Origin of the sequence: Cryobacterium gelidum (assembly GCF_004403985.1) — a bacterium.
Taxonomy (GTDB): domain Bacteria; phylum Actinomycetota; class Actinomycetes; order Actinomycetales; family Microbacteriaceae; genus Cryobacterium; species Cryobacterium gelidum.
Window position 1 is genome coordinate 51,419 of record NZ_SOHL01000015.1, and the last position, 25,249, is coordinate 76,667.

Below are 25,249 nucleotides of genomic sequence, written 5' to 3' on the forward strand. Positions count from 1 at the left end.
CGGTCAGAGCGTGCGCAGTACCGTGGCGAGGCCGTCGATTGAGACATTGCCGGTGATCTCCGAACCGGCGGCGAGGACGTCGTGGGGCGACTCGCCCATGGCGACACCGCGACCGAATTCACCGGCCCACTGCAGCATGTCGATGTCATTGCGACCATCACCGACGGCCATGACCCGGTCGCGGGGAACACCAAGCGACACGCGCACCCGCTCCATCGCCGTTGCCTTGTTGACGCCATCGGGGGCGATATCGAGCCAGGCGGTCCACCCGATGGCGTAGCTCACCCCGTTCAGCCCCATCCGTTCGACGACGTGGAGGAAATCCTCCATGTCGTGGTCGGGCGAGATGACAACTACCCGGGTCGCCTGGTGTTTGAGGAGCTCATCGAAATCGACCCGTTCGCTGTCCATACCGATCGTGGCATCGGGAATCGGCTCGGTGTAGCGGTAGAAGCCGTGCTCGTCTTCAACCGCGAACCTGGCCGAGCCGAGGTGCGCGCGAATCGAGGTGAGCACGTCGCTCGGGTCAAAGGTTTCGACCCATTCCCGCCGGTATCCCATGGGCGCGGAGGCGTCACGGTGCATGGTGATGGCACCGTTGGAGCAGACCACGTAACGCGGTGAGATGCCGAGCCGGTCGAGCACTGGCAGGGCAGCGGCCGCGGAACGCCCGGTGGCCAACATGACCTCGTGTCCAGCAGCGGCGAGGCGGGCGACCTCGTCGATCACGGCCTGGCTGATCGAGCCGTCTACGTGCATCGTGGTGCCGTCGATGTCGAGGGCGACGAGCCACGGCGTGGTCGTGAGCACTGTGGTCATTTCGATCCCTTCACGCGGAGCGGCGTCAGCACCTCGAGGCCGCCGAGGTAGGGCCGCAGCGCCTCGGGAACGAGCACTGACCCATCCGCTTGCTGGTGTGTTTCGAGAATGGCCACGATCCAGCGGGTGGTCGCGAGCGTGCCGTTCAGGGTGGCGACCGGCGTGGTTTTGCCCGATTCGGTGCGATAGCGGATATCCAACCGGCGCGCCTGATAGGTGGTGCAGTTACTCGTGCTGGTCAACTCGCGGTAGGCGTTCTGGGTGGGAACCCAGGCCTCGATGTCGAACTTGCGGGCGGCGCTCGACCCGAGGTCGCCGGCGGCCACATCGATCACCCGGTAGCTGAGGCCCAGGGACTGCAGCATGCCTTCCTGCAGGGCTACGAGGCGCTCGTGCTCGGCATCGGCATTTTCGGGCAGCACGTAGGTGAACATTTCGAGCTTGTTGAACTGGTGCACGCGAATGATGCCGCGGGTGTCTTTTCCGCCCGAGCCAGCCTCACGGCGGTAGCAGGTGGACCAGCCGGCGTAACGCAGGGGTTCCTCGGACAGGTCGAGGATCTCATCTTTGTGGTACCCGGCGAGCGCGACCTCGCTCGTGCCGGTGAGGTAGAGGTCATCGGCGGGCAGGTAGTAGACCTCGTCGTTGTGTTCACCGAGAAAACCGGTGCCGTCCATGATTTCGGGGCGCACCAGGGTGGGGGTGATGAGCGGCACGAAGCCGGCTTCGAGCGCACGGTCCAGCGCCATGTTCATGAGAGCGATCTCGAGGCGGGCACCGATGCCCTTCAGGAAGTAGAAGCGGGTACCGGAGACCTTGGCGCCGCGCGCCATATCGATGGCACCGAGCAGTTCGCCGAGTTCGAGGTGGTCGCGCGGCTCGAAGTCGAACACCGGGGCCTCGCCGTGGGTGCGCAAGGTCGCGAAGTTTTCTTCGGCGCCGCACGGAACACCGTCGAGGATCGGGTTCGCGATGGTCTTGACGATCGCGGTGAAGCGGGCATCTGCCTCGCCGGCGATGACTCCAGCAGCTTTCACCTCGACGGCGAGGCTTTGCGCCTCGGCAACGAGGGCTTTCTTCTCGGCGCCGGGCGCGGCAGCCACGCGCTTGCCGAACAGGTTCTGTGCAGCCCGCAGGTCTTCGAACGCGGTGATCGTCGACCGCCGTTCCGCATCTGCGGCCAGCGCGGCATCCACCGCTTCCACGGAGTCGCCACGGGCCTCCTGCGAACGCTTGAAGAGGTCAGGGTTTTCGCGTAACAGCACCGGATCAATCACCCGGCCAGTCTACAAGCGACTGCCGTCGGGCAATCGCGGGGGCAACCCAGTAGCGTAGGCCTCGTGAGCGCCTCCGAAAACCTCGCCCAGCACGCCGCCGTCGTCTACAATCCTGTCAAGGTCGACCTTGCCAGGTTGCGGGCGAGCGTGGCCGCAGCGGAGCGGGCCGCCGGCTGGGGTGCGACGCAATGGTTTGAAACGTCCGTCGACGATGTCGGTCAGGCAGCCACCAAACGGGCCCTCAATGCCGGCGCCGCCATGGTGCTCTCGGCCGGCGGTGACGGCACGGTGCGGGCCGTAGCCGAGGCGTTGCGCGAGTCGGGAGTGCCCATGGCTATCGTGCCCTCGGGCACCGGCAACCTGCTCGCCCGCAACCTGCTCCTGCCGCTCGGCAGCATTGACACCGCAGCATCAATCGCGTTCAGCGGTGTCGACAAGCCCATCGACCTTGGCGTCGCCAGCGTGACCACCGAGGCCGGCGCGATGGAGGAACACGTTTTTCTGGTCATGGCCGGGCTCGGCCTCGACGCGCAGATGATCGCCCACACACGCGACGACCTGAAGAAGCAGGTGGGCTGGCTCGCCTACGTCGACGGGGTGGCGCGGGCGCTGCCGAAAGCGCGGCCATTTCGCATCCGTTACAGCGTTGCCGGGCGGGTCGACCGGCCGGCGCAGGTGAGCGCCATTCTCGTCGCCAACTGTGGGCTGCTGCCAGGCAACCTGCAGTTTCTGCCCGATGCGCGCCTCGACGACGGCATTCTCGACATTGCCGTGCTGCAGCCCAAGGGCGTGCTCGGCTGGCTGACCATCTGGCGGCGGGTGACCTGGGAGAACGGGGTGCTGCGCCGCTCAGCGGTGGGTCGCCGCATGATTCAGGCGACGGAATCATCGAATGAACGGGTGATGACGACCCTGCGGGGGCCCGACATTCGCATCGCGCTCGAGCACCCCCAAGATTTCGAACTCGACGGCGACGAGTTCGGTCTGGTGCGCAAGGTGAGGCTGCACGCCGACGCGGGCGCGCTCATCGTGCGCGTGCCGGCCGAGTAGCGTGTCGTTTCTGTTGGGAGGGGTCGTGAATCGACCTGCCACCGCCGGTTCAGGTCGTTTTGCGGCCCCGCACGCGCCCTACTGGTGGGTCGACCGGGAGCGCCAGCGCAGGGCGTGGAAAAATAGAAGTCCGACGACAGTGGCCAGGCCGGTTGCGATCAGTGCGGGCGAGAGAGTGTAGATCACCTGCTGCATCACCATGTCGACGGGCACCTCGGCGCTCGAGGATCCAGGGAAGCCCGAGCTGAAATACGTGCCAAGAATCATGCGGACCTGCAGGATCAGCCCGCCGATGATGAGGGCTGGCCCAATAATCCACAGGGCAATGATGAACGGATTACGTGGCTCGAATTGGTCGGGAGGCTCGTCGGCGTCGGGTGTGAGCACCGAACCGACATCGGTTGGTCCATCAAAGTCTGCCGGCTGATTGTTTGCGGCGGGCGACAGAAACGCCGATAAGTCCGGCGCAGCGGCATCCGCAAAGTTACCGGGCTCATAGCCACGCTGATAACGGGCATCGTGCTCCGGGTCAAAGCGCGGCTCGATCATTCGGTGGGCTCCCCTGCTATCAGGCCGCGCAGCCAGTCGCGCGCCTCGATGAAGATGCCATCGTCGTAGCGCGAGGTGAACTCGATTCGGCGTTTGTCCGCCCGCGGGTAGGAGCCGAGAAAGATCACTTTCGGGCTGAAGCGGCGCAGTCCGAGCAGGGCGTCGGCGACGCGCTCGTCAAGAATGTGACCGTCGGCGTCGACGACGAAGCGGTAGCGGCCGAGGGAATCACCGATCGGCCGGGACTGAATCAGGCTGAGGTTCACGCCACGGGTGGCGAACTGCTCGAGCATGTCGAGCAGGGCGCCGGAGCGGTCGCTCGGCAGCTCGATGATGAGGCTGGTCTTGTCGGCGCCGGTCGGCGCAATGAGCTCGGCGGTGCGGGCGACAAGCACGAACCGGGTAACCGCGTTCGGGTTGTCACCGATTTCAGACGCCAGAACGACGAGGTCGTGGTGCTTGTCGATACCGGGCGGGGCGATCGCGGCATCCGCTTGATCAGTTTCTAACAAGGCAGACGCGGCGGCTACGTTGCTCGACGCGGGAATGTGCCCGTGGCTCGGCAGGGTGCGTTCGAGCCAGTTGCGGCACTGCCCATAGGCGACCGGATGCGCGTTGATGACGCGCACGTCGTCCAACGTTGTGCCGGGGCGGGCTACGAGCACGAAGTTCACCGGTACCAGGTATTCGCCGATGATGCGCAGGTTCGGCACGCTTGCGAGGGCATCTTGCGTGGCCGTGACACCACCGTCGACCGAGTTCTCGATGGCGATCATTGCCGCCATGCTGCGGCCGCTCGCGACATCGGCGAAGGCCTCACCCACATTGTTGACCGGACGCCAGATCTGCCCGCGAGCGCCTGGCACCTGGGCGAGCGCCGCTTCGGTGAAGGTGCCGGCCGGGCCGAGATAGCTGTAAGTCTGGGTCGGGGTCGGATTCGGCGCGTCGGGCATGGCTCTCAGCCTACTGGGGATGCCAGACTGTGCTCATGAGCGAACGTGCGGGCACCCGAGCCCTGGAATCTGACCTGATCGACGTTGATGAACTGGTCAAGGCCTATTACGACCTGAAACCGGATGTCCGGGTGCCGGCCCAACGCGTCGTCTTCGGCACGTCCGGGCACCGCGGCAGTTCGCTGAACACTGCGTTCAATGAGGATCACATCAGTGCGACGACTCAGGCGATCGTCGAGTACCGCGCCGGGCAGGGCATCACGGGCCCGCTCTTCATCGGCACCGACCCGCACGCCCTGAGCGGCCCGGCATACACGACCGCCCTCGAGGTGCTCGTCGCCAACGGCGTGCGCGTGCTCGTCGACGAGTTCGATGACTACGTGCCCACCCCGTCGCTGTCCCACGCAATTCTGGCCTACAACCGGGCCGGGCACGGCGACCTGGCCGACGGCATCGTCGTCACGCCGAGCCACAACCCGCCAATGGACGGTGGCTTCAAGTACAACCCGCCGCACGGCGGTCCGGCCGACAGCGATGCCACCTCGTGGATTGCCAACCGGGCCAACGACCTCATTGCCGGGGGCCTGGCCGGCGTGCGACGGAGCGAGCCGAGCGCCGTTGAAACCTATGATTTTCGCGGCAACTACGTGAACGACCTCGAGAACATCATCGACATGCAGGCCATCCGCACCAGCGGGATTCGCATCGGGGCCGACCCGCTCGGCGGCGCGAGCGTTGGCTACTGGGGCGCCATCCGCGACCGCTATGAAATCGACCTCGTCGTGGTCAATCCGAAAGTCGACCCCACCTGGCGATTCATGACCCTGGACTGGGACGAGAAGATCCGCATGGATCCGTCGAGTGCCTCGGTAATGGCATCCGTCGTTGCCCACAAGGATGAGTACGACATCCTCACCGGCAACGACGCCGACGCCGACCGGCACGGCATCGTCACGCCCGACGGCGGCCTCATGAACCCGAACCACTTTCTGGCCGTCGCCATCGACTACCTGTACAGTCACCGCGAAGGATGGAAGCCCGACGCTGCGGTCGGTAAGACCCTCGTCTCGTCGACGATGATCGACCGGGTGACCGGCTTTCTCGGCCGCGACCTCTGGGAGGTGCCCGTTGGCTTCAAATGGTTCGTCCCCGGCCTCATCGACGGGTCCGTCGCTTTCGGCGGTGAAGAGAGCGCCGGCGCCAGTTTCGTGCGCTTCGACGGCACCGTCTGGACCACCGACAAGGACGGTATCCTGCTCGCCCTGCTCGCCTCCGAGATTCTCGCGGTGACCGGCAAGACCCCGAGCCAGCGCTATGCGGAACTAGCCGCGCACTTCGGCGCTCCGTCATACGCCCGAGTGGATGCCGCAGCCACGCCCGCGCAGAAGGCTGCACTGGCCAAGCTCGACGGCTCGATGATCACAGCCACCGAACTTGCCGGCGAGAAGATCACCGGCGCGTTCAGCGTTGCCCCCGGCAATGGGGCAGCGATCGGCGGCGTCAAGGTGACCACCGAGAACGCCTGGTTCGCGGCCCGGCCCAGCGGCACCGAGGACGTCTATAAGATTTACGCCGAGTCCTTTCTCGGCGACGAACATCTGGCTCGGGTGCAGGCCGAGGCCAAGGCCATCGTCGACACCGCGATCGCCTAGAGCTCTCCCCCGCCGCAGACGGAGCGCTGGGGACGGGTTATTCGCGGGATGTCGAGTTCAAGGTTGAGCCGAGGAGCGGATGGTCCGTCCCCAACGCGGCCCACGTGACAATGAGTTCCTAGGGAACGCTCCAGTAGTACGCCGTGGCCCCCGGGTGGTCCACCGTGATCGCCGTGTCGACCGAGCGGAAATCGGAATCGAGGGTGTGCCCGGCGAAGAAGATCGAGATGGCGTCACCCACGCGCTCCACCTTGGTGACAATGCCGGTGTGGTCGCGGTCGCCGGTGTTGTCCCAGTCGAACTGCGCGATGTCGCCGACCTTCACCTGGTCGCGCTGCTGATCGGTCAGGGCCGTGGCCCTGCCGGTCTGCCCGATGTATTCCATGAATGCGGTGGAGCTGCGCCACGCCGCTGAGGAGTCGTAGGCGTTGCCGTTCTTCGCGCTCGACCAGATGCTGTCCATGACCCAGCCGCGCGCGATCATGGCCTGGCTGGCAAAGTTGACGCAGTCATTCTCGCCGAGAATGCCCCACTCGGCGGAGTTGTAGTTTCCCAGCTTCCAGTGCGCCGCGACGTAGTCCAGTTGCGCGCTGACGGGGGCGCTGACGGTCGGCTCTGGTTCCGCTGGCGGTTCAACCGCGACCGGGGCGGCGGAGGCGGTAGGGGTGACGCGAGCCGGGTCATCCGTTGCGGCGACGGCATCCGTTGTCTGCGCGGTCTTGGCGGAGTCGGCGGAGCCCGCGAGGGCTTGCACGACGAGCGCGGTCGCGCCGACCGCGAGCACGGCTCCGACTGCCGTGGTCAGGCCGAGTCGCTGCCACCGGGTTAGCTGCACAATGTTCTCACTTCGTTTGGGAGCCTGCCTGTGACGGCTTAGACGCTGACGGCGGCGCTGAGGTAGAGCGCGATCGCCGCGAGGGCGACGAGCACTCCGACGATGATGACGCCGATCAGAAACCGGCGGCGGAGACGTCGTTGATCCGCCTCGGTGGGTTCGTTGTTCTGCAGCATGGTTCGAGCTTAGCGGCGACGAATATCAGAGTCCTGAATTCGCTCCGGCGGGTGCCGGACAACATCCGCGCCAAATACTGGCTGCACGCGCTGCCGCACGGTACCGTGTTTTTATGTCGCAGACCGAGCCCGCACCGTTCACCTGGCCGCACGGATTTCTCTGGGGGTCGGCGACGGCCGCCGCGCAGATCGAGGGTGCCGGCCACGAGGGCGGCAAGGAGGATTCGATCTGGGATGAGTTCGCGCGGGTTCCGGGCGCTATCGCGGGCGGCGACGACCTCGACACGGCCGTGGATCACTACCACCGGATGCCGGCGGACGTGCAGCTCATGGCCTCACTCGGCCTCGACTCCTACCGGTTCTCAACCAGCTGGGCACGGGTGCGACCGGGCGACCGCGCCCTGAACCGGCAGGGGCTGGACTTCTACTCCCGGCTGGTCGACGAGTTGCTCGGCGCCGGCATTCTGCCCTGGCTCACGCTGTATCACTGGGACCTGCCGCAGGCGCTCGAAGAGAAGGGAGGCTGGGCCAACCGCGACACTGCTTACCGGTTCGTCGACTATGCGAGTGATGTCTACTCTGCGCTCGGCGATCGGGTCACCCACTGGACCACCTTCAACGAACCGTTTTGCTCCTCGCTGCTCGGCTACGGATCGGGCGTGCACGCTCCGGGCCGGCAGGATGGCCGGGCGGCGGTCGCCGCCGTTCACCACCAGCATCTCGCGCACGGGCTCGCGGTCAACGCGCTGCGTTCGGCCGGCGCCCAACACCTCGGGATCACGCTCAATCTCACCAATGCCGTGCCGCGCGATGCCGCCGACCCGGTCGATGTTGAGGCGGCCCGGCGCCTCGATTCGCTCGCGAACCGCATCTTCCTCGACCCGCTTTTGCGCGGCTCCTACCCCGAAGACACCCTGCGTGACCTGGAGCCGTTCGGGCTGGCCGAGGTCATCCACTCGGACGACCTGGCGATCATCGGCGCGCCGCTGGATTTTCTCGGCGTCAATCACTATCACGATGACCTCGTGAGTGGGCATGCGGATGCCGCGGCGAGCGACTCCCACGCCGGCGGCGCCACCCGACCGGTCGCGTCGCCGTGGATCGGGTCGGAGTACATCACTTTTCCGAGCCGAGGGCTGCCGCGCACCGCGATGGACTGGGAGGTCAACCCCGACGGGCTGCGCCTGCTGCTCGTACGGCTCGGCCAGGAGTACGACCGGCTGCCACCGCTCTATGTGACCGAGAATGGCGCAGCCTACGACGACACGGTGGGTGCCGACGGCGCTGTGCATGACGCCCAACGCACCGACTACATCGTGGCGCACATCAACAAGGTGGGCGAGGCGGTCGCGGCCGGCGCCGATGTGCGCGGATACTTCGTGTGGTCGCTGCTCGACAACTTCGAGTGGTCGTACGGCTATGAAAAACGGTTCGGCATCGTGCGAGTGGACTACGACACACTCGAGCGCACGGTGAAAGACAGCGGGCGCATGTTCGCGGCACACATTCTGGCGGCACACGCGAGCTGAGCCGCGCGCGACGAGGTCTCGCGGCACCCGTTACGGACGTCGGCACCTGTTCCCAGGGGTGCCCGCTTCCTCAACGAGTGCCGCGAGTACGAGGCCGGCTCCGAAGAAGATCCTCGGGCCGTCCAGTTTCAAGAAAGTCGACGCCCGGCACCGGCCCGAAGCGGGCCCGCATGACGGCGACCGCCTCGGGGTTTTGATCGATGAGCACGAAGCGTCGGCCGAGCGCGGCCGCAACCGCGCCGGTCGTGCCACTGCCAGCGAAGAAATCAAGCACCCAGTCTCCTTCCCGGCTCGACGCCTGAATGATGCGGCGCAGAATCCCGATCGGTTTCTGGGTGGGGTAGCCCGTTTTCTCCTTGCCGGTGGGCGAGACGATCGTGTGCCACCAGACATCCGTGGGCAGCTTGCCCTTGGCCACTTTTTCGGGCGTGACGAGGCCGGGCGCCATATACGGCTCGCGATCGACGGTGGTGGAGTCGAAGTAGTACCTCGCCGGGTTTTTTACGTAGACCAGAATCGTGTCGTGCTTGGTGGGCCACTTGTTCTTGGATTTCGCGCCGTAGTCGTAGGCCCAGATGAGCTCGTTGAGAAAACACTCGCGGCCGAACAGGGCGTCGAGCAGCACCTTGGCGTAGTGCGCTTCGCGGTAGTCGAGGTGCAGGTACAGCGTGCCGTCATCGGCCAGCAGCCGCCAGGCCTCGATCAGACGCGGCTCCAGAAAGGCCCAATAGTCCTCGAACTGGTCGTCGTAGCCGAGCAGGTCGCCCTTGATCCGTTCGTAGCGCTGCCCCTTGAACCCGGTGATCGTGCCGACCGCGTGGGATCCGTCGGTGGCAACCGAGCGCACCGAGGTGGTGCTCTGGCGTTTCTGCGATCGGCCGGTGTTGAACGGCGGGTCGAGGTAGATCAGGGTGAAGGCGCCATCGGGCAGCCTCGGCAGCACGTCGAGGTTGTTGGCGTGCACGACACGGCTCGGGCTGGTCGGTGTCCACGCGTTTGGCATTTGTCTATTCTTTCAGCCTGGGCGACTCTGATCGGCCTAGTCTGTCGGGATGACTGCAGAATCGACGACCATCCACTCGCAGAACCTGGCCGATGGCGGGACTGTCGACGTGCGCCACGACCCGGGGCAGAGCCGCTACACGGTCTGGCTCGACAATGAGAGCGTGGGATTGGCCGACTACACCACAACCTCGTCGGCCGTGCACTTCACCCACACCGAGGTCAATCCGGCGCAGCGCGCCCATGGCCTCGCAAGCATTATGGTCGAGCAGGCGCTCGACGACGTGCGGGTGCACACCGACCTCGCCGTCGTGCCGGAGTGCTCCTACGTGGCGCACTGGATCGACACCCACGCCGCATACCAGGACCTGCTCACCCGCGGACAGTAGCGGCTGGGCCCGGGCATCCGCTCGTCGTTCTTCAGGGCACCCGGGTCAGCCAGGCTTCGGTGCTGAACTTGTTGGCCACCAGCTCGGTGGCTTTCGCGTATTCCTCGGCCGTGACGTCGCCCTTGGTGGCGCCGTAGAGGCCGGTGAAGGTCTCGGTCATGCGGTCGATGATGGCAGCGCGGCTGAGGCCGGTCTGGCTGCGCAGCGGGTCGACCCGCTTGGCGGCGCTCGTGATGCCCTTGTCGCTGAGCTTCTCCCGGCCGATGCGCAGCACCTGCACCATCTTCTCGCCGTCCATGTCGTAGCTCATGGTGACGTGGTGCAGCACAGCGCCGCTGCCGAGGCGCTTCTGGGCGGCCCCGCCGATCTTGCCAGTCGGGCTCGTGATGTCGTTGAGCGGCTGGTAGAACGCGTCGATGCCGAGGGACTTGAGCGCGGTGATGACCCACTCGTCGAGAAAGGCGTACGAGTCAGCGAAGCTCATGCCCTGCACGAGGTCGGTCGGTGCGTAGATCGAATAGGTGATGACCGAGCCGGCCTCCATAAACATGGCGCCGCCGCCGCTGATGCGCCGCACCACGGTGAAGCCGTACTTGGCGGCGTTCTCCGGGTCGACCTCGTTCTTGAGTGATTGAAAACTGCCGATGACGACGGCCGGCTCGTTCCACTCCCAAATCCGCAGGGTAGGGGGGCGGCGCCCCTCACCAACCTCGGTCGCGAGCACCTCATCGAGCGCCATCTGCATCACGGGAGCGACGGGCGTTTTCGAGTGGATGATCTGCCAGTCGTAGTCGCGCCAGGTGCTCGCTTGGGCGAGCGAACGGCGCACGGCGACGCCGACGGCCTCCGGCGAGAATCCGAGCAGAATGGCGCCGCTCGGCAGTGCGCCGCGCACGGCAGCGGCGATCGCGGACGCCGAGCTGCCAGCGGGAAGGCCGGTCACGGCGGCATCAATATCTTCGAGGGCATCATCGGGTTCGAGGAAGAAGTCCCCGGCCAGATGAAAATTGGCAATGACGTCGTCGATGACATCGAGATCAACGACGACCAGTTTGCCGCCCGGAACCTTATATTCACCATGCATGAAACCAGCCTACGGCGTGGGTGGCAATCGCTCGTCGAGCCAGTCCACGAGGTCGCCGATGATTTCGTCGCGGTTGGTCTCGTTGAAAACTTCGTGTCGAGCGCCCGGATAGACAATCAGGCGTACGTCCCGCAGTCCGGAGCGCTGGACATAGGCGTTCACCAGTTTGAGCGCGCTGCGCTCCCCCCCGACGGTATCGTCCCCGCCAACGAGCACGAGCATCGGCAGGTGACCGGGCAGGTCGCGGGCTGGGCGACCGAACAGGCGGGCGGCCTCGCGAATGCCGAAGAGCTTCGCGAGCGGCGTCGCCGTGGTCAACGGGTCGGCCACAAAGGCCGCCGCGACGGCCGGGTCCCGGCTGAGCCACTCGACCCCGGTGGTGCCGAGCGTCTGGTGCTTACGGTTGAGATCGCCGCCGTCGAGGTAGCCTGGCCAGCGATACGCCGTACCCGAGAGCACGATGGCGTCGTACTCGGCCGCGTGCTCGTTCACGATCATCTGCACCATGAACGATCCCCAGCTGTGCCCGAGCAGCACGAGGGGCAGGGTCGGGTGGTGTGAGCGGATGATCCCGCTCAGCTGATGCACGCCGGCTACGGCCGCGCGCAGCCCGCCGGCGCCGAGTCGGCCCAGCTTGGTGTGATCGCCACCGTGCTGGGCCAGTCCGGTCTGGCCGTGGCCGAGGTGATCGTCGGCATACACCGTGTACCCGGCCCGGTTCAGGTCGGCCGCGAGCGCCGCATAACGCTGGGCGTGTTCTCCGACGCCGTGGGCGACCTGCACAACGGCCCGCGGGGCAGCGGCCGGCCAGACGTAGTAGCTGACAACCAGGCCGGAGGCATCCGTATATGTGGGCACGAAGCCAGTCTGCCCTGTTTACGAACAGGACGCTCTGCAATGTACTTAGCTAGACTAATTTGCTATGCTAAGCATATATGGAATCTCGAACGCCTCCGACACCCGCCACGCTCAACGTCATCAGGGCGCAGCCCCCGATCGCAGTAGAAGCCGGGCGCGACCGCGACGTGAGCGACGTCAGCCACGAATTTCGGCTGGCCAATGGCCGCTTGGCTCGCCGCCTGCGGCAGGAGAAGGCCGAGAACGAATTGGGCAGCGGCCAGTTCTCGGCGCTCGGCGTGCTCTACCTGCACGGCCCGCTGACGCTCACCGAACTCAGCGAGTTTGAGCGGGTCACCCCGCCATCGATGACCCGCACGGTGAAATGTCTCGTCGATGCGGGCCTGGTGACCCGCACCGATTCCACCCTGGACGGCCGCAAGATTGTGCTCAGCACGACCGATGCCGCCGCCGAGATCATGACCGAAACCCGCAAGCGTCGAGACGCTTGGCTGGTGCTCCGCGTCGCCCAACTCAGCCCCGAACAACGCAGCACCCTCGCCGACGCGACCGTCATCATGAAGGAGCTTGCCGACAGTTGAGTGCCATGTTTCGCTCACTGAGCGTCGTCAATTATCGCATCTGGTTCGCTGGAGCCCTGGTGTCCAATATCGGCACCTGGATGCAGCGCACCGCGCAGGACTGGATCGTGCTGACCCAGCTCACTGACTACAACGCGACCGCGGTCGGCATCACCATGGCGTTGCAACTCGGACCGATGCTGCTGCTCATGCCCTGGTCCGGTCTGATCGCCGACCGGTTCAACCGGCGCAAGCTGCTCATTCTCACCCAGACACTGATGGGGCTGCTGGCCCTCGGCCTCGGCATCCTGACCGTGCTTGAGGTGGCCCAGCTCTGGCACGTCTACCTGTTCGCTTTCGGCCTCGGTGTCGTCGCCGCGATCGATGCGCCTGCTCGCCAGACTTTTGTCTCCGAGCTCGTCGCCGAAGACAATCTGTCCAACGCGGTCGCACTCAACTCGGCCTCGTTCCACGGAGCGCGTCTGATCGGGCCGGCCGCGGCCGGCCTGCTCACGGTTGCCGTCGGCGCCGGTTGGGTGTTCATGATCAATGCGGTCACCTTTGCCGCGACGGTCGTCGCGATGGCCCTGCTGCGCACCAGCCAGTTGCGACGCCAGCCGAAGGTGTCCCGCGAGCGGGGGCAGCTCGTGGCTGGCTTTCGTTACGTGCGGGGAAGAAGCGACATCGTCGTCGTCATGATCGCGGTCTTCTTGATCGGCACCTTCGGCCTCAACTTCGCCATCTTCACCTCGACCATGGCCACGATCGAATTCGGTCGCGGGGCCGCGGAGTTCGGCCTGCTCAGCTCGATCATGGCTGTCGGTGCCGTTGTCGGAGCACTGCTCGCCGCCAGGCGCAGCCGTGCGCGGCTGCGCCTGGTCGTGCTCGGCGCCGCCCTCTTCGGCGTGGCCTGCGCGCTGTCGGCGATCATGCCGTCATATGCCAGTTTCGCCATATCTCTCGTACTCGTCGGCCTGTCCGCGCTGACCCTCATGACGACCGCGAACGCCTACGTGCAGACCACCACCCGGCCCGAGATGCGCGGCCGGGTCATGGCGCTCTACATGGCCATCTTCGTCGGCGGCACCCCCCTCGGCGCACCCCTCGTCGGCTGGGTAGCGGATGCCTTCGGCCCGCGCTGGGCGCTCGGCCTCGCGGCGATGTCTGGCCTGCTGGCCGCGTCCGTCGTGCTGTTCTGGATGGTGCGCTATCGCCGACTACGGGTGCAGCTGCATCCGTTCTCGTCACCGCGGGTGCGTGTGCTGCACGCCGGTGACGGGCACGAGGAGGCCGCCGTTAGTCCGAGTCGCCGGTCCCGGACGAACGTGCCTGAGCCGGATGGGTCTGCACAAGAGAACGAGTTCGATCGGGATCGCGCTCTGGAGCGCGAGAGCCTGGCCGAGCGCAACCGCGAGACTGTCACGCGTGAGATCGCGATCGTCGAGGCTGCTGTTCCGCGGTAACAGTATCGGTAGCGCCAGCGCTCCGGATTCGGGAAGGGTTTAGCGCACCCCGCCCATCAGGCGCAGCACCGGGCGGGCGATCAGGGCGAGCATGAGCCCCAGCACGATCGCGATGCCGCCGAGCACTCCGAAATAGAGTCGCTCGGGCGCCGTCGCGTACCAGGTGGCGAGCACCCCCGACACAGCAGAGCCGAGCGCGACCGAGAGGAAGAACAGCGCGACCATTTGGGTTTTGAACACCGCGGGTGCGAGCTTGGTGGCGACGGAGAGTCCGACCGGCGAGAGCAGCAGTTCCGCGACCGTGAAGACCAGCAGAATACCGATCATCGCCAGCAGTGGCGTTGAATTGACCGCTCCGCCGGCAAACGGCAGGAACAACAGGAAGGCAACGCCCATGACCGCGGTTCCGACCGCGAACTTCATCGGCGTAGACGGCTGCTTCGATCCCCACTTGGTCCATAAGGCGGCGAAGATGCCGGAGAGCACGATGATGAAGACGGGGTTGATCGACTGCACCCAGGACACCGGCATCTCCCAGCCGAACAGGTCACGGTTGAGCCGCTCGTCGGAATAGATCGTGACGACCGTGAACTGCTGCTGATACAGCGACCAGAACGCGGCGCTGGCCACGAAGAGCGGGATGAAGGCGTAGACACGCTTGCGCTCTACCGGGGTGATCTGTCGGTTCGTGAGAATCACCACGAAGTAAGCGACCGCGGAGGCGACCGTCAGCGCGATCACGATGGTGACCAGATTGCTCGCGGTGATCACACCGGTCACTACGAGAACAACGATGGCAGCGAGCGCGAGTATCGTCCCGAGGGCAAAACCGGGCCAGCGAGATCGCGGGAGGGGGTCCGGCACCTGTCGGGCGGTATCCGGCAGCCGCTTGCGCCCGAGCGAGTATTGGGTCAGACCGATCGCCATGCCCACCGCGGCGAGACCGAAGCCATAGTGAAAACCGATCGTGCTCTGCAGCAGACCGGTGAGGATTGGCCCAGCGAATGCGCCGAGGTTGATGCCGAGGTAGAACAACGAGAATCCGGCGTCGCGCCGGGGGTCGTCCGGAGCGTAGAGCGAGCCGACGACGGACGTCGCGTTGGCCTTGAGCCCGCCGCTGCCGACGGCGACCAGGATGAGGCCGGCGGTGAGGCCGCCGACCCCCGGCACGACGGCCAGGGCGATATGGCCGATCATGATGACGATGGCGCTGTAGAACAGCACCCGCTCGGAACCGAGAAGACGATCGGCGACCCACGCGCCGAGAATGGTCGACAGGTAGACACCACCACCGTACGCGCCGACGATGCCGGCCGCCGTGGTCTGGGGAATCCCGAGTCCGCCGTCGGCCACCGAGAAGTACAGGTACAACAGCAGGATGCCCTGCATGCCGTAGAACGAAAAGCGCTCCCACATCTCAACGCCGAAGATGTTGGCGAGTGACCGCGGCTGCCCGAAGAAGCCCCGATCCTCGTGGACAGCAGCGTGGTCGACGACTTTGCTCATCACCCAATGGTAGCAAGCACCCCGAAACGGGGCACAACGTCCTCGATTGCCAACCGAGGCGAACGGGACTGCACGCGCGCTGGCGAAGTAGGCTCGGGGCATGAGCTCATTGCTGGTTAGCCTGCCCGACTCCGTGCTGCGCGAGGCGGTCGGCGAACTGCCCGCCGGCGTCGAGGTCGTCCTGTGGGCGCTCGACGGCCCGGCTCCGCGGCCGCGGTTTGACATCGTCGTCACGCCATATATGGGGGCAACTGATCGGCTCGCGCACCTCGCCGGCGTCGACGCCCGGATGGTGCAGAGCCAGTCCATCGGCTTCGATGGCGTCGGCCAGGTACTCCCACGGGGGCACGTTTTCGCCAATGCGGCGAGCGTGCACGAGACTTCGACCGCTGAACTCACCCTCGCGCTGATCCTCGCCTCCCAGCGCGGTATTCCCGATTTCGTGCGCGCTGCGGACCGGGGCGAATGGGCGCCAGAGCAGCACGCCAGCCTCGCCGATCGCACCGTGCTGCTGCTCGGCTACGGCGGCGTCGGCCGGGCGATCGAAAGCCGGCTGCTCGCCTTCGAAACCACGGTCATCCGGGTGGCCCGCACGGCACGCAGCGATGAGCACGGCGTGATCTACGGCCTCGAGTCCCTGCCCGAGCTGCTGCCACAGGCCGACATCGTGGTCGTCGGTGTACCGCTCACCTCCGAGACGACCCACCTCGTCGACGACGCATTCCTGTGCCGCATGCGTGACGGAAGCCTGCTCGTGAACATCGCCAGAGGCCCGGTCGCCGCCACCGATGCCTTGCTCCGGCACGCAACCGACGGCCGCCTCCGGCTCGCACTCGACGTGACAGAGCCAGAGCCGCTGCCGGCCGGGCATCCGCTCTTCGCGCTGCCCAATGTACTCATCTCACCGCACGTCGGCGGCGCCTCGAGCGCCATGCTGCCGCGCATGGCCCGGCTCGTGCGTGAGCAGATAGAGCGGATGCTGCGCGGCGAGACCCCGCTCAACGTGGTGTTGACGAGTTAGTCGCTGCGCCATTCCGCTCAGCCGGCGACGGCCGTGTTCGCGGCGGCTTGCGCGGGTGCCGGGCCTGGTTACCGTGGCGCCCCGAGATGCTCGCCGAAGAACGCCTCGATGCGCGTCCAGGCGTCGGCGGCGGCGACCGGGTCGGGACCGGCGCCGAGAATGCGTGCCAGCACGGGACGCAACACCCGCGGCCCGGTCTCGGCATCATTGAGAAAGGCGTGCCCGGCCAGCGGGTACTCCTTCACGTCGTGCGCGATCTTCAACCGATCGAGGGAGGAGTCGAGGGCAGCCGCGGCGCCGATGAGGGAGCGGTCGGCACCGCCGAAGCTGCCGACGATCGGGCAGGCACCGAGCAGGTGGTCGTCGAGATTCTTGGGCAGCCGACCGTAGTTGACCGAGGAAGCGTCGAAACCGCGGGTGGCCGTGGCGAGCGCAAAGCCGCCGCCCATGCAGAACCCGAGCACACCGATGCGACCGGTGCAGTCGCTGCGTTGGCTCAGGAACGAGCGAGCTGATTCGATGTCGACGAAGGCCCGGCCGGCGCCGGCCGACAGTGTGCGAAAGGTGGCGACGAGGCATTTGCGGGTTCCGCCCTCGGTGAAGAGGTCGGGCATGAGCGCCAGATAGCCGGCCTCGGCCATCCTGGTGACCTGGCGACGCATGACGTCCGTGAGCCCGAACGCCTCGTGCACGAGCACGACGCCGGGCCATGGGCCGTCGCCGGCCGGGATCGCGAGGATCGCCTTCAGACCGGCACTGCCGCCCGGTCCGTCGGGCAATTTCAGGTCGATGAGCTGAGGTGCGAAGGTCATGCTTTCTCCCGGATTAGCTGAAACTGTATCCCGCAAACCACGCAAAGTCCGGTAGCCTGTGGTCAGACCACAGCCAGCCTGATCGAGAGGACACCGTGACCGCGAACAACCCGCGCGCCTGGCAGGTCGTGCTCGACGCCGTCGAGCTCGACCTGCTCGAGGGCCGGCTCAGCCCCGGCGATCATTTGCCGCCCGAGCGCACCCTCGCGGCCGACATAGGCGTTGGCCGGTCGAGCGTGCGCGAAGCGTTGCGCGTGCTCGAGGTGCTCGGGCTCATTCGTACCGCCGTTGGTTCCGGGCCCTCCGCCGGCGCGATCATCGTCGCGCGACCCGGCGGCGGCATGTCGGCGCTCATGCGCCTGCAGGTCGCGGCGCAGGGCTTTGCGGTAACCGATGTGGTCAAGACCCGCCTCGTATTGGAGGGGGCGATCGTCGCCGAGTTGGCCGAGGCGTGCCGCGCCGGCTCCCCCAACCTGGCGGGCTGCGAGCAGATCCTCACCGCGATGGAAGGCCAGACCCGCACCGAAGCCGAATTCCTCGCCCTCGACGCCCAGTTCCACCTCTCGCTCGCCGAAGCGAACGGCAACCAGGTGATCATGGCGACCATGGCCGGTCTCCGCAGTGCGATCGAGGGGTACGCGCGGGCGGGCGCGGCGGGTCTCGCGAGCTGGCCGGCGACATCCGCGCGCCTCATGCTCGAACATCGCGGCATTCTCGCCGCCATCGTGGCCGGCGAAGCGGATGCCGCCTGCCTCGCCGTGCACGCCCACATCTCGGGGTACTACGCCGAGACCCATCTGCAGGACCACTAGACAAGGACGCCCATGGTTCAACGACGCATCCCCCAGATCAAAGACCTGGCCCCGCTCCTCAAATTCAAGACCCCGGAGCTCAACGCGAAGAAGCGCCGCCTCGCTGCGGCGCTCACGATCAACGACCTGCGCGTCATCGCCAGGAAGCGCACGCCGAAGGCCGCGTTTGACTACACCGAGGGGGCCGCCGAGGCCGAGATCTCAATCGACCGGGCCCGCCAGGCTTTCGAAGACATCGAGTTCCACCCCTCCATTTTGCGCGACGTGTCGACCGTATCGACCGGCTGGAATGTGCTCGGTGCCCAGGTTTCGCAGCCTTTCGGCATCGCGCCCACCGGTTTCACCCGCATGATGCAGACCGAGGGTGAGATTGCCGGGGCGCACGCCGCAGCCAGGGCCGGCATTCCGTTCGCGCTCTCCACCATGGGTACGACCTCGATCGAAGACGTCAAGGCCGCCAACCCGAACGGCCGCAACTGGTTTCAGCTGTACATGTGGAAGGACCGCGACCGCTCGATGGCGCTCGTCGACCGGGCCGCGAAGGCCGGGTACGACACACTGCTCGTGACCGTCGACGTGCCCGTCGCCGGCGCCCGCCTGCGTGACAAGCGCAACGGCTTCTCGATTCCGCCGGCGCTCACCCTCGGTACCGTCGTCAACGCCCTGCCGCGCCCGGAATGGTGGATCAACTTTCTGACCACCGAGCCGCTCTCGTTCGCGAGCCTCGACCGCTGGAGCGGCACCGTCGCCGACCTGCTCGATACGATGTTCGACCCGACCGTCGACTTTGAGGACCTCGCCTGGATCAAGGCGCAGTGGCCAGGCAAGGTCGTCGTCAAGGGTGTGCAGAACATCGAGGACGCCAAGCGCCTCGTCGACCTCGGCGTTGATGGCATCACCCTCTCGAACCACGGCGGTCGTCAGCTCGACCGCGCGCCGATCCCGTTCCACCTGCTGCCGCGGGTCGCCCGCGAGGTCGGAGCACACACCGAGGTGCACCTCGACACGGGCATCATGTCGGGGGCCGATATCGTCGCGTCGATCGCCCTCGGCGCCCGCTTCACCATGATCGGCCGCGCCTACCTCTACGGCCTCATGGCCGGCGGCGAGGCCGGGGTCGACCGCACGATTGCGATTCTGTCGGAGCAGGTAGCCCGCACCATGCGGCTGCTCGGTGTGAACGCGCTCGAGGAACTGAACCCCGGCCACGTGACCCAGCTAGCCCGGCTGGTGCCGGTCGCCGCGCCCCTGGCCACCGCCGCCGAGGCGGTTCCGGTGCGCAGGGCTCCGGTGCGCAAAGCTGCTGCGCCGAAGCAGACGGTCAGCGCATCTGCTGTTGTCACGAGCACGCCGGTGAAGCGTGCGCCGAAGAAGGCGGCTCCGGCAAAGTAGGCGAGACGGCGGCGCCGACGGTTCTGAGTTGCGCCGCCACCCGGTTACGGTCGTTTGACCCGGTGCGCAGCGATGAGTCGTTCCGATTCATCGAGGTCGATGAGTCCCCCGGCGACGCCGATCACGAAATCGAAACCCTCAGCGACGGTGAAATCGTGGGCGAAACCGTTGATCCAGAGAAAAAGCACCATGAGGGTCCAGCCGGTGCGCTTGTTGCCGTCCCTCAGCGGATGATTATGCACGAGCGATTCAAGCAGGGCCGCAGCCTTGCGATCGAAGCTCGCGTAGGCATCCGTTCCGAACGTGGACGCGGACGGTCGCGCGAGTGCGGACACCAGCAGGCCGGCATCTCGTGCATGGAATCCGTACCGCCCGGTGACCTGCAGTGCGTCAGCGACCTCCAGGTACTGGGTCACGCGTCCTCGAGGCGCTGCAGCAACCCGGCGTCGTGGCTCAGCACGAATTGCAGGCCGGATTCGATCTCGGTGCGCCGCCAGTAGTGGTCGACAATCAATGTTGCGCCCTGGAGCAGCAATGCGTGCTTCGACACATGCTGCGCCGTCGCGAGTGCCTCAAGCTGGCGGTCGAGTTCCTCCGGGATGCGCACGTTGATGGCCATACAAAAAGGTATCGCTCCTCATGCATTGCGACAAGGGGCCCGTGGGCTGTTCAGGCGACGCGCTCGCGAAAGGCGCGCAGGGCGAGTGCGTCGTCTTCCCAGGCTCCGCCCTCGTGCCCGTTGTACGGCCAGACCGTGATCTGCTTCGGTCCGGCGTAATTGTTATAGGCCGCGAACACGGTTGACGGCGGGCAGATCGGATCCATCAGCGCCGCCGTCATGGTCACCGGCGCGGTGGCGCGCTTGGCAAAGTTGACGGCGTCGAAGTAGGCCAGTACGTCGTGCACCTGTGCCACCCTCAGCCGATTGGTTGCGAGGTACTGGGCGATCTCACGGTACGGCAACGCGTCGGTGATGACGGATGCCCTCGGAAAGTCGCAGAGAAACGGCACGAGCGCAACCACGGCGGCCAGATCGGGCACGAGCCCAGCCACGGCAAGCGCGATCCCGCCACCCTGGCTGATGCCCACGACGCCCACTCGCGCAGAGTCGACATATTCGAGGCTGCGGGCTGCAGCGACGGCGCGCACCGCATCGGTGAACAGCCGACGGTAGTAGTAGGTTTCGCGGGAATCGATGCCGCGAGTCAGAAATCCGGGCACCTGGGGTCCGCTGCCCGCATCGTCGCCCGTGTCTCCGGTGCTCCCGCTGAATCCCTGACCACGCAGGTCCATGTCGAAGTGAGCGTACCCGGCGGATGCCCACAGCAGGTTCTCGAACGCCTGCCCGCGCCCCCGGCCATAACCGTGGAACTGCACGACGGTCGGCAACGGAGCGCCTGCGCCACGGGGAACGCGCAACCACGCCTTGATCGGCTGCCCGGCGAACCCCGCGAACGTCACGTCGAACACGTCGAGCGTGCTCAGCCCGGAGTCGACCCGCGTGGCGATGACATTGAGCGGATATCTGTCGGCCTCGGCGAGTGTGTCTGCCCAGAACGCGTCGAAATCGGCGGGGTCGACTTGACCGCTGCGATAGGTGCGGAGTTCGGCTTCGGGCAGGTCGGTGTACATGACTGCCAGCCTAGAGCGCCCGGCCGCCGCGGCCCGGCCGGGCGTCACGCACCGACATTCTCTTTCGGCAGCCCCGCCGCGTGGTCAGGCAGCAGCCGGTGCGGGGCGGTAGCTTACTTCACTGCGGCGAGGTCGATGAGCGCGAGGCGCAGCTGATCGACGGCCCAGTCCACGTCCTCCGCAGAGACCACGATCGGCGGCGCGAGGCGAATGGTCGAGCCGTGCGTGTCCTTGGCGAGCACGCCGCGGGCGAGAAGTGCCTCACAGACCACCCGGCCTGGGGCGAGCGACGGGTCGATGTCGATTCCGGCCCAGAGCCCCACACCGCGCACGGCGATCACTCCGTGGCCGATCAGCGCGGAGAGCCCCGCGTGCAAGCGCGCGCCCAGCTCGGTCGCGCGCTGCTGGTATTCGCCGGTGGCCAGCATATTCACAACGGCCAGGCCGACGGCCGCGGCGAGCGGGTTGCCGCCGAAGGTCGAGCCGTGCTCGCCCGGGTGCAGCACGCCGAGAATGTCGGTGTTGCCGACCACGGCCGAGACGGGAACAATGCCGCCGCCGAGCGCTTTACCGAGCAGGTAGAGGTCGGGCACGACGCCCACGAGGTCGCAGGCGAAGGTCGAGCCGGTGCGGCCGAGGCCCGACTGAATCTCGTCGGCGATGAATAAGACGTTGTGCCGCGTGCTGATCTCGCGCACCGCGGGCAGGTACGACGGCGGTGGAACGACAATGCCGGCCTCGCCCTGGATGGGCTCAAGCAGCACGGCAACGGTGTTCTCGTCGATTGCAGCTTCGAGCGCTGCAGCATCGCCGTAGGGCACGGTGCGAAAACCGGGCGTGAACGGGCCGAAGTCGGCCCGGGCCGATTCGTCGTCGGAGAAGCTGATGATGGTGGTGGTGCGGCCGTGGAAGTTGCCGGCGGCGACGATGATGTTGGCCAGGTCGGGCGCGACGCCCTTGACCCGGTAACCCCAGGCGCGGGCGACCTTGATGCCGGATTCCACCGCTTCGGCGCCGGTGTTCATCGGCAGCACCATGTCTTTTCCGGCGAGTTCGGCGAGCGCGGTCACGAACGGACCGAGCTGGTCGTTGTAGAAGGCCCGACTGGTCAGGGTGATACGGCCCAGCTGCGCGCGGGCAGCGGCCAGCAGTACCGGGTTGGAGTGCCCGAAGTTCACGGCGGAGTACGCGGCGAGGCAGTCCAGGTAGCGGTGACCGGCGACATCCGTGACCCAGGCGCCGTCACCGGAGGCAACGACGACCTCGAGCGGGTGGTAGTTGTGCGCGGCGTGCGCGCTTTCCTGCATGATCAGGGCAGCGGCCGCCGGCGAAACGGTTGCGGCGGCTACGGCCTGCGCGTCGGTCAGGTTCGTGGTCATTGCGTGCTCCTTGAGATCAATGTTCGCGGTGTTGACCGTCGCGGTGTTGACAGTCGCGGTGTCATCGGCGCAGCTCGAGCGTGCAGCACTTGACGCCGCCGCCACCCAACAGCAGCTCGGACAGGTCGACGCCGATCGGGTTGTAGCCGCGGGCGCGCAGCTGGCGTTCGAAGTCCTTGGCGCGGGCCGCGATGACGACGTTGTAGCCGTCGGAGTAGGAGTTGAGGCCCAAAATGGCGGCGTCTTCCTCGGTGACGATGACCGCGTCGGGGTAACGTTCCTGCAAAATGGCCAGGCTTGGAGCGTCGAAGGCGCTCGGCAGGTAGGCGATGTTGGTGTCGTCGAGCACGGCGACGGCGGTGTCGAGGTGGTAGAAGCTCGGGTTGACCAGGCGCAGCGTGATCACCGGGCGGCCGGCGATGTTCGAGAGTTCGGCGTGGCTGTTTGAGTCGCTGCGAAAGCCGGTGCCGGCCAGGATGACGTCGCCGACCAGCAGAAAGTCGCCCTCGCCCTCGTTGGTCTCGACCGGTACGCGCACGTCGAAGCCGTTGGCGCCAAACCAGTCCATGTAAGCGGGGCCCTCGGGCTGGCGCTCGACATGGGTGAATTTAGCGCCGTAGGCCTGGTTGTCGATCACGAAGCCACCGTTGGCCGCGTAGACCATGTCGGGCAGGCCGTCGATGGGGTCGATCAGGTGTACGTCGAAGCCGAGGCCGACGTAGGTGTCGTGCAGAGTCTGCCACTGCTTGACGGCGAGCGAGGTGTCGGTGGGCAGGGCCGGGTCCATCCAGGGGTTGATGCGGTAGACCACGGTGAAAAACTGCGGCCTGCACATGAGAACGGTGCGCTTGGTGGCGGTGCGCACGGGGATGGCCGGTTCTTCGGCGAGAACGGGGGTGGCTTGGTCGATCGACATGGGGCTCCTTCGGGGATCCGCAGGCCTTCAACCGACGGAACTCTGGGTGGGTGGCGGACCAGGTCGCTCACGAGAGCCCGGAACGATCGAGTTGTGATCGGTCCGAGACGCCTCTCTCAGTCTCACACAGCATGAATCAATGTTTTACGCTGATCTGCGCAAGAAATCTTCGAGATTCTCGGGTTGAACGCAATTTTGTGTAGGGCATCCCCCTAGACTCGGCCCATGGACAACCTCGACCACAGCATTCTCGATCTGCTGCGACAGAATGCGCGCGCCGGCTATGGCGACATCGGTTCGATAGTGGGGCTGTCGGCATCCGCGGTCAAGCGTCGCGTTGATCGGCTGGTGGCCGACAAGGTCATTCGCAGCTTCACCATCCAGGTTGATCCGGCCGTTGACGGCATGAGCACGGAAGCCTATGTCGAGCTGTTCTGCCGGGGCACCGTGGCGCCCGACGAATTGCTGCGCATTCTCGCGGGCGTGCCCGAGGTCGTCGATGCGGGAACCGTCACCGGCAGCGCCGACGCCATGGTGCACATTCGCGCCCGCGACATTCCGGGTCTGGAGGCGGCGCTCGAAAAGGTGCGCCTCGCCCCCAACGTCGATCACACCCGCAGTGCGATCGTGCTCTCCCGCCTGATCCACCGCTCGATCCAGTAGCGCGGTGTCCTACTCGGCCAGCGGCTTTTGGCGTACCGGGGAGACCAGGTGTAGCAGGGTGACCGCGGCGATCGACCCGGCGCAGAGAAGTCCTGCGAGCACGACGATCTGAAACCGGCCGGCCTCCAGCGGCGAAGCTCCGCCGAAGATCGCGCCCACGAACGCGCCAGGCAGCGTGACCAGCCCCGTGGTCTTGGTCTGGTCTGTCGACGGAATGATGGCGAAATAGACGGCCCGTCGTGCTAGTTCGCGGGTGGACTGCCGCGGTGTGGCCCCGAGCGCGAGCCAGCCCTCGACCTCATCCCAGTGGTCGCCGACGGCCTCGGAGAACCGGCGGCCGCTGAGCGTCGCGATCGACATGGCATTGCCGATGACGATGCCGCCGATGGCGAGCACGTAGCGCGGTGAGAATTCGATCGCCCCGGTCGCGAAAACAATGGTGAGCGTGACCACGACGCCGAGCCCCATCGCCGCAGCCACGCGAACCAGGTGCGCACGAGTGAAGCCGATCCGGCGAGTGACAGTGCCGACAGCTGCCGAGAACATGACGAGCAGCCCGACGCCGACCCAGAGCGGATCGTTGATGATCCCACTGAGAACAAGGCTGATCGCGGCCAGCTGCAGGGTTCCGCGCAACAGGGCGAGCGCAGGGGCGAACGGATGCTGGGTTTGATAGAGGCGCAACACCGTCACGACGACCGCCAGCAGCAGCACGACCCCGACCAGGGTGGGAAGCAGATCGGCCAGCTCGTCGGGGAGGTCGGCCGGAAAGGTCATGGCTCGAGCCTACCCAGCGACCGCACGCAAGCGCGCCCGACGCCGGCCCGCAATAAGATACCCCGGGAACGTACCGTTGGTACGAGGTTGCAGCATCCGTTGTGGCGAGGCAAAATTACCCATAACGTTGAACGGAGGGTCCC

The 25,249-nt window shown here is 66.4% G+C and carries 27 protein-coding genes; 10 read left to right on the forward strand and 17 right to left on the reverse strand.

Annotated elements, in window-relative coordinates; all coding sequences use genetic code 11:
- Positions 1-3: 3 nt before the first annotated feature.
- Together E3T50_RS08715 and serS are read right to left on the reverse strand one after the other, a co-directional pair.
- Positions 4-819: an HAD family hydrolase gene (locus E3T50_RS08715; RefSeq protein ID WP_134551488.1), complete on the reverse strand. Its 816-nt coding sequence runs from the start codon at positions 817-819 to the stop codon at positions 4-6.
- Positions 816-2,096 carry a serine--tRNA ligase gene (gene serS, locus E3T50_RS08720; RefSeq protein ID WP_134551489.1) on the reverse strand — a complete coding sequence of 427 codons (1,281 nt, stop codon included), beginning with the start codon at positions 2,094-2,096 and terminating at the stop codon, positions 816-818. The genes E3T50_RS08715 and serS overlap by 4 nt, the downstream gene beginning before the upstream one ends.
- Before the next feature lie 63 nt (positions 2,097-2,159).
- Between serS and E3T50_RS08725 the strand changes: the two genes are divergently transcribed.
- The gene (locus tag E3T50_RS08725; RefSeq protein WP_134551490.1) at positions 2,160-3,146 is read left to right on the forward strand and encodes a diacylglycerol/lipid kinase family protein; all 987 of its coding nucleotides are present in this window, start codon (positions 2,160-2,162) and stop codon (positions 3,144-3,146) included.
- A gap of 78 nt (positions 3,147-3,224) precedes the next feature.
- Here the strand turns inward: E3T50_RS08725 and E3T50_RS08730 are convergent, their stop codons facing one another.
- Positions 3,225-3,695 carry a hypothetical protein gene (locus tag E3T50_RS08730; RefSeq protein WP_134551491.1) on the reverse strand — a complete coding sequence of 157 codons (471 nt, stop codon included), beginning with the start codon at positions 3,693-3,695 and terminating at the stop codon, positions 3,225-3,227.
- Positions 3,692-4,648 (reverse strand): prephenate dehydratase, encoded by a 957-nt coding sequence (pheA, locus tag E3T50_RS08735; RefSeq protein ID WP_134551492.1) that lies wholly within the window; start codon positions 4,646-4,648, stop codon positions 3,692-3,694. The genes E3T50_RS08730 and pheA overlap by 4 nt, the downstream gene beginning before the upstream one ends.
- A 35-nt stretch (positions 4,649-4,683) precedes the next feature.
- Here pheA and pgm point away from each other — a divergent pair, with 35 nt between their 5' ends.
- Entirely contained in the window at positions 4,684-6,300 is a 1,617-nt protein-coding gene (gene pgm / locus E3T50_RS08740; protein WP_134458831.1) for a phosphoglucomutase (alpha-D-glucose-1,6-bisphosphate-dependent), read from the forward strand.
- A gap of 118 nt (positions 6,301-6,418) precedes the next feature.
- Here pgm and E3T50_RS08745 read toward each other — a convergent pair whose 3' ends face one another.
- Both E3T50_RS08745 and E3T50_RS16215 read right to left on the reverse strand, forming a co-directional pair.
- Positions 6,419-7,135 carry an amidase domain-containing protein gene (locus E3T50_RS08745; RefSeq protein WP_166784256.1) on the reverse strand — a complete coding sequence of 239 codons (717 nt, stop codon included), beginning with the start codon at positions 7,133-7,135 and terminating at the stop codon, positions 6,419-6,421.
- Positions 7,136-7,173: 38 nt separating this feature from the next.
- On the reverse strand, positions 7,174-7,311 hold the full coding sequence (locus E3T50_RS16215) for a hypothetical protein (protein WP_166783827.1): 138 nt from the start codon (positions 7,309-7,311) through the stop codon (positions 7,174-7,176).
- Between the two features lie 113 nt (positions 7,312-7,424).
- Here E3T50_RS16215 and E3T50_RS08750 point away from each other — a divergent pair, with 113 nt between their 5' ends.
- A complete protein-coding gene (locus tag E3T50_RS08750) occupies positions 7,425-8,840 on the forward strand; it encodes a GH1 family beta-glucosidase (RefSeq protein WP_134551494.1) in 1,416 nt (471 codons plus the stop codon).
- 70 nt (positions 8,841-8,910) lie between these two features.
- Here E3T50_RS08750 and E3T50_RS08755 read toward each other — a convergent pair whose 3' ends face one another.
- Entirely contained in the window at positions 8,911-9,843 is a 933-nt protein-coding gene (locus E3T50_RS08755; RefSeq protein ID WP_134551495.1) for a DNA-methyltransferase, read from the reverse strand.
- Positions 9,844-9,892: 49 nt separating this feature from the next.
- Here E3T50_RS08755 and E3T50_RS08760 point away from each other — a divergent pair, with 49 nt between their 5' ends.
- Complete coding sequence (locus tag E3T50_RS08760; RefSeq protein WP_134551496.1) at positions 9,893-10,231, forward strand: GNAT family N-acetyltransferase; 339 nt, start codon at positions 9,893-9,895, stop codon at positions 10,229-10,231.
- Between the two features lie 31 nt (positions 10,232-10,262).
- Here the strand turns inward: E3T50_RS08760 and E3T50_RS08765 are convergent, their stop codons facing one another.
- Complete coding sequence (locus E3T50_RS08765; RefSeq protein WP_134551497.1) at positions 10,263-11,315, reverse strand: lipoate-protein ligase LplAB; 1,053 nt, start codon at positions 11,313-11,315, stop codon at positions 10,263-10,265.
- Positions 11,316-11,324: 9 nt separating this feature from the next.
- Complete coding sequence (locus E3T50_RS08770; protein ID WP_134551498.1) at positions 11,325-12,173, reverse strand: alpha/beta fold hydrolase; 849 nt, start codon at positions 12,171-12,173, stop codon at positions 11,325-11,327.
- A gap of 77 nt (positions 12,174-12,250) precedes the next feature.
- On the opposite strand from E3T50_RS08770, the gene E3T50_RS08775 reads away from it, so the two are divergent.
- Together E3T50_RS08775 and E3T50_RS08780 are read left to right on the forward strand one after the other, a co-directional pair.
- Positions 12,251-12,754 (forward strand): MarR family winged helix-turn-helix transcriptional regulator, encoded by a 504-nt coding sequence (locus E3T50_RS08775; protein ID WP_134551499.1) that lies wholly within the window; start codon positions 12,251-12,253, stop codon positions 12,752-12,754.
- A gap of 5 nt (positions 12,755-12,759) precedes the next feature.
- On the forward strand, positions 12,760-14,196 hold the full coding sequence (locus tag E3T50_RS08780; RefSeq protein WP_134551500.1) for an MFS transporter: 1,437 nt from the start codon (positions 12,760-12,762) through the stop codon (positions 14,194-14,196).
- A 39-nt stretch (positions 14,197-14,235) separates the two neighbouring features.
- Here the strand turns inward: E3T50_RS08780 and E3T50_RS08785 are convergent, their stop codons facing one another.
- On the reverse strand, positions 14,236-15,702 hold the full coding sequence (locus E3T50_RS08785) for a peptide MFS transporter (protein WP_134551501.1): 1,467 nt from the start codon (positions 15,700-15,702) through the stop codon (positions 14,236-14,238).
- A gap of 100 nt (positions 15,703-15,802) precedes the next feature.
- Here E3T50_RS08785 and E3T50_RS08790 point away from each other — a divergent pair, with 100 nt between their 5' ends.
- Positions 15,803-16,723: a 2-hydroxyacid dehydrogenase gene (locus tag E3T50_RS08790; protein WP_134551502.1), complete on the forward strand. Its 921-nt coding sequence runs from the start codon at positions 15,803-15,805 to the stop codon at positions 16,721-16,723.
- 68 nt (positions 16,724-16,791) lie between these two features.
- Here the strand turns inward: E3T50_RS08790 and E3T50_RS08795 are convergent, their stop codons facing one another.
- The gene (locus E3T50_RS08795; RefSeq protein ID WP_134551503.1) at positions 16,792-17,535 is read right to left on the reverse strand and encodes a dienelactone hydrolase family protein; all 744 of its coding nucleotides are present in this window, start codon (positions 17,533-17,535) and stop codon (positions 16,792-16,794) included.
- Positions 17,536-17,630: 95 nt separating this feature from the next.
- Here E3T50_RS08795 and E3T50_RS08800 point away from each other — a divergent pair, with 95 nt between their 5' ends.
- The gene (locus E3T50_RS08800; protein WP_134551504.1) at positions 17,631-18,347 is read left to right on the forward strand and encodes a FadR/GntR family transcriptional regulator; all 717 of its coding nucleotides are present in this window, start codon (positions 17,631-17,633) and stop codon (positions 18,345-18,347) included.
- 12 nt (positions 18,348-18,359) lie between these two features.
- Positions 18,360-19,739 (forward strand): alpha-hydroxy acid oxidase, encoded by a 1,380-nt coding sequence (locus E3T50_RS08805; RefSeq protein WP_134551505.1) that lies wholly within the window; start codon positions 18,360-18,362, stop codon positions 19,737-19,739.
- 44 nt (positions 19,740-19,783) lie between these two features.
- On the opposite strand, the gene E3T50_RS08810 is transcribed toward E3T50_RS08805, so the two are convergent.
- The 5 genes from E3T50_RS08810 to ddaH all read right to left on the reverse strand — a co-directional run bounded on the left by E3T50_RS08810 (position 19,784) and on the right by ddaH (position 23,666).
- Entirely contained in the window at positions 19,784-20,155 is a 372-nt protein-coding gene (locus E3T50_RS08810) for a type II toxin-antitoxin system death-on-curing family toxin (RefSeq protein WP_134551506.1), read from the reverse strand.
- The gene (locus E3T50_RS08815; RefSeq protein ID WP_241990837.1) at positions 20,152-20,358 is read right to left on the reverse strand and encodes a ribbon-helix-helix protein, CopG family; all 207 of its coding nucleotides are present in this window, start codon (positions 20,356-20,358) and stop codon (positions 20,152-20,154) included. Before E3T50_RS08815 ends, E3T50_RS08810 begins: the two co-directional genes overlap by 4 nt.
- A gap of 50 nt (positions 20,359-20,408) precedes the next feature.
- Positions 20,409-21,371: an acetylxylan esterase gene (locus tag E3T50_RS08820; protein WP_134551507.1), complete on the reverse strand. Its 963-nt coding sequence runs from the start codon at positions 21,369-21,371 to the stop codon at positions 20,409-20,411.
- Between the two features lie 113 nt (positions 21,372-21,484).
- The gene (gene rocD / locus E3T50_RS08825; RefSeq protein ID WP_420898725.1) at positions 21,485-22,750 is read right to left on the reverse strand and encodes an ornithine--oxo-acid transaminase; all 1,266 of its coding nucleotides are present in this window, start codon (positions 22,748-22,750) and stop codon (positions 21,485-21,487) included.
- 61 nt (positions 22,751-22,811) lie between these two features.
- On the reverse strand, positions 22,812-23,666 hold the full coding sequence (ddaH, locus tag E3T50_RS08830) for a dimethylargininase (RefSeq protein WP_134551508.1): 855 nt from the start codon (positions 23,664-23,666) through the stop codon (positions 22,812-22,814).
- A 225-nt stretch (positions 23,667-23,891) separates the two neighbouring features.
- Between ddaH and E3T50_RS08835 the strand changes: the two genes are divergently transcribed.
- Positions 23,892-24,329, forward strand: a complete 438-nt coding sequence (locus E3T50_RS08835; protein ID WP_134551509.1) for an Lrp/AsnC family transcriptional regulator — start codon at positions 23,892-23,894, stop codon at positions 24,327-24,329.
- A gap of 9 nt (positions 24,330-24,338) precedes the next feature.
- On the opposite strand, the gene E3T50_RS08840 is transcribed toward E3T50_RS08835, so the two are convergent.
- Complete coding sequence (locus E3T50_RS08840; RefSeq protein ID WP_134551510.1) at positions 24,339-25,106, reverse strand: ABC transporter permease; 768 nt, start codon at positions 25,104-25,106, stop codon at positions 24,339-24,341.
- Positions 25,107-25,249: the final 143 nt, after the last annotated feature.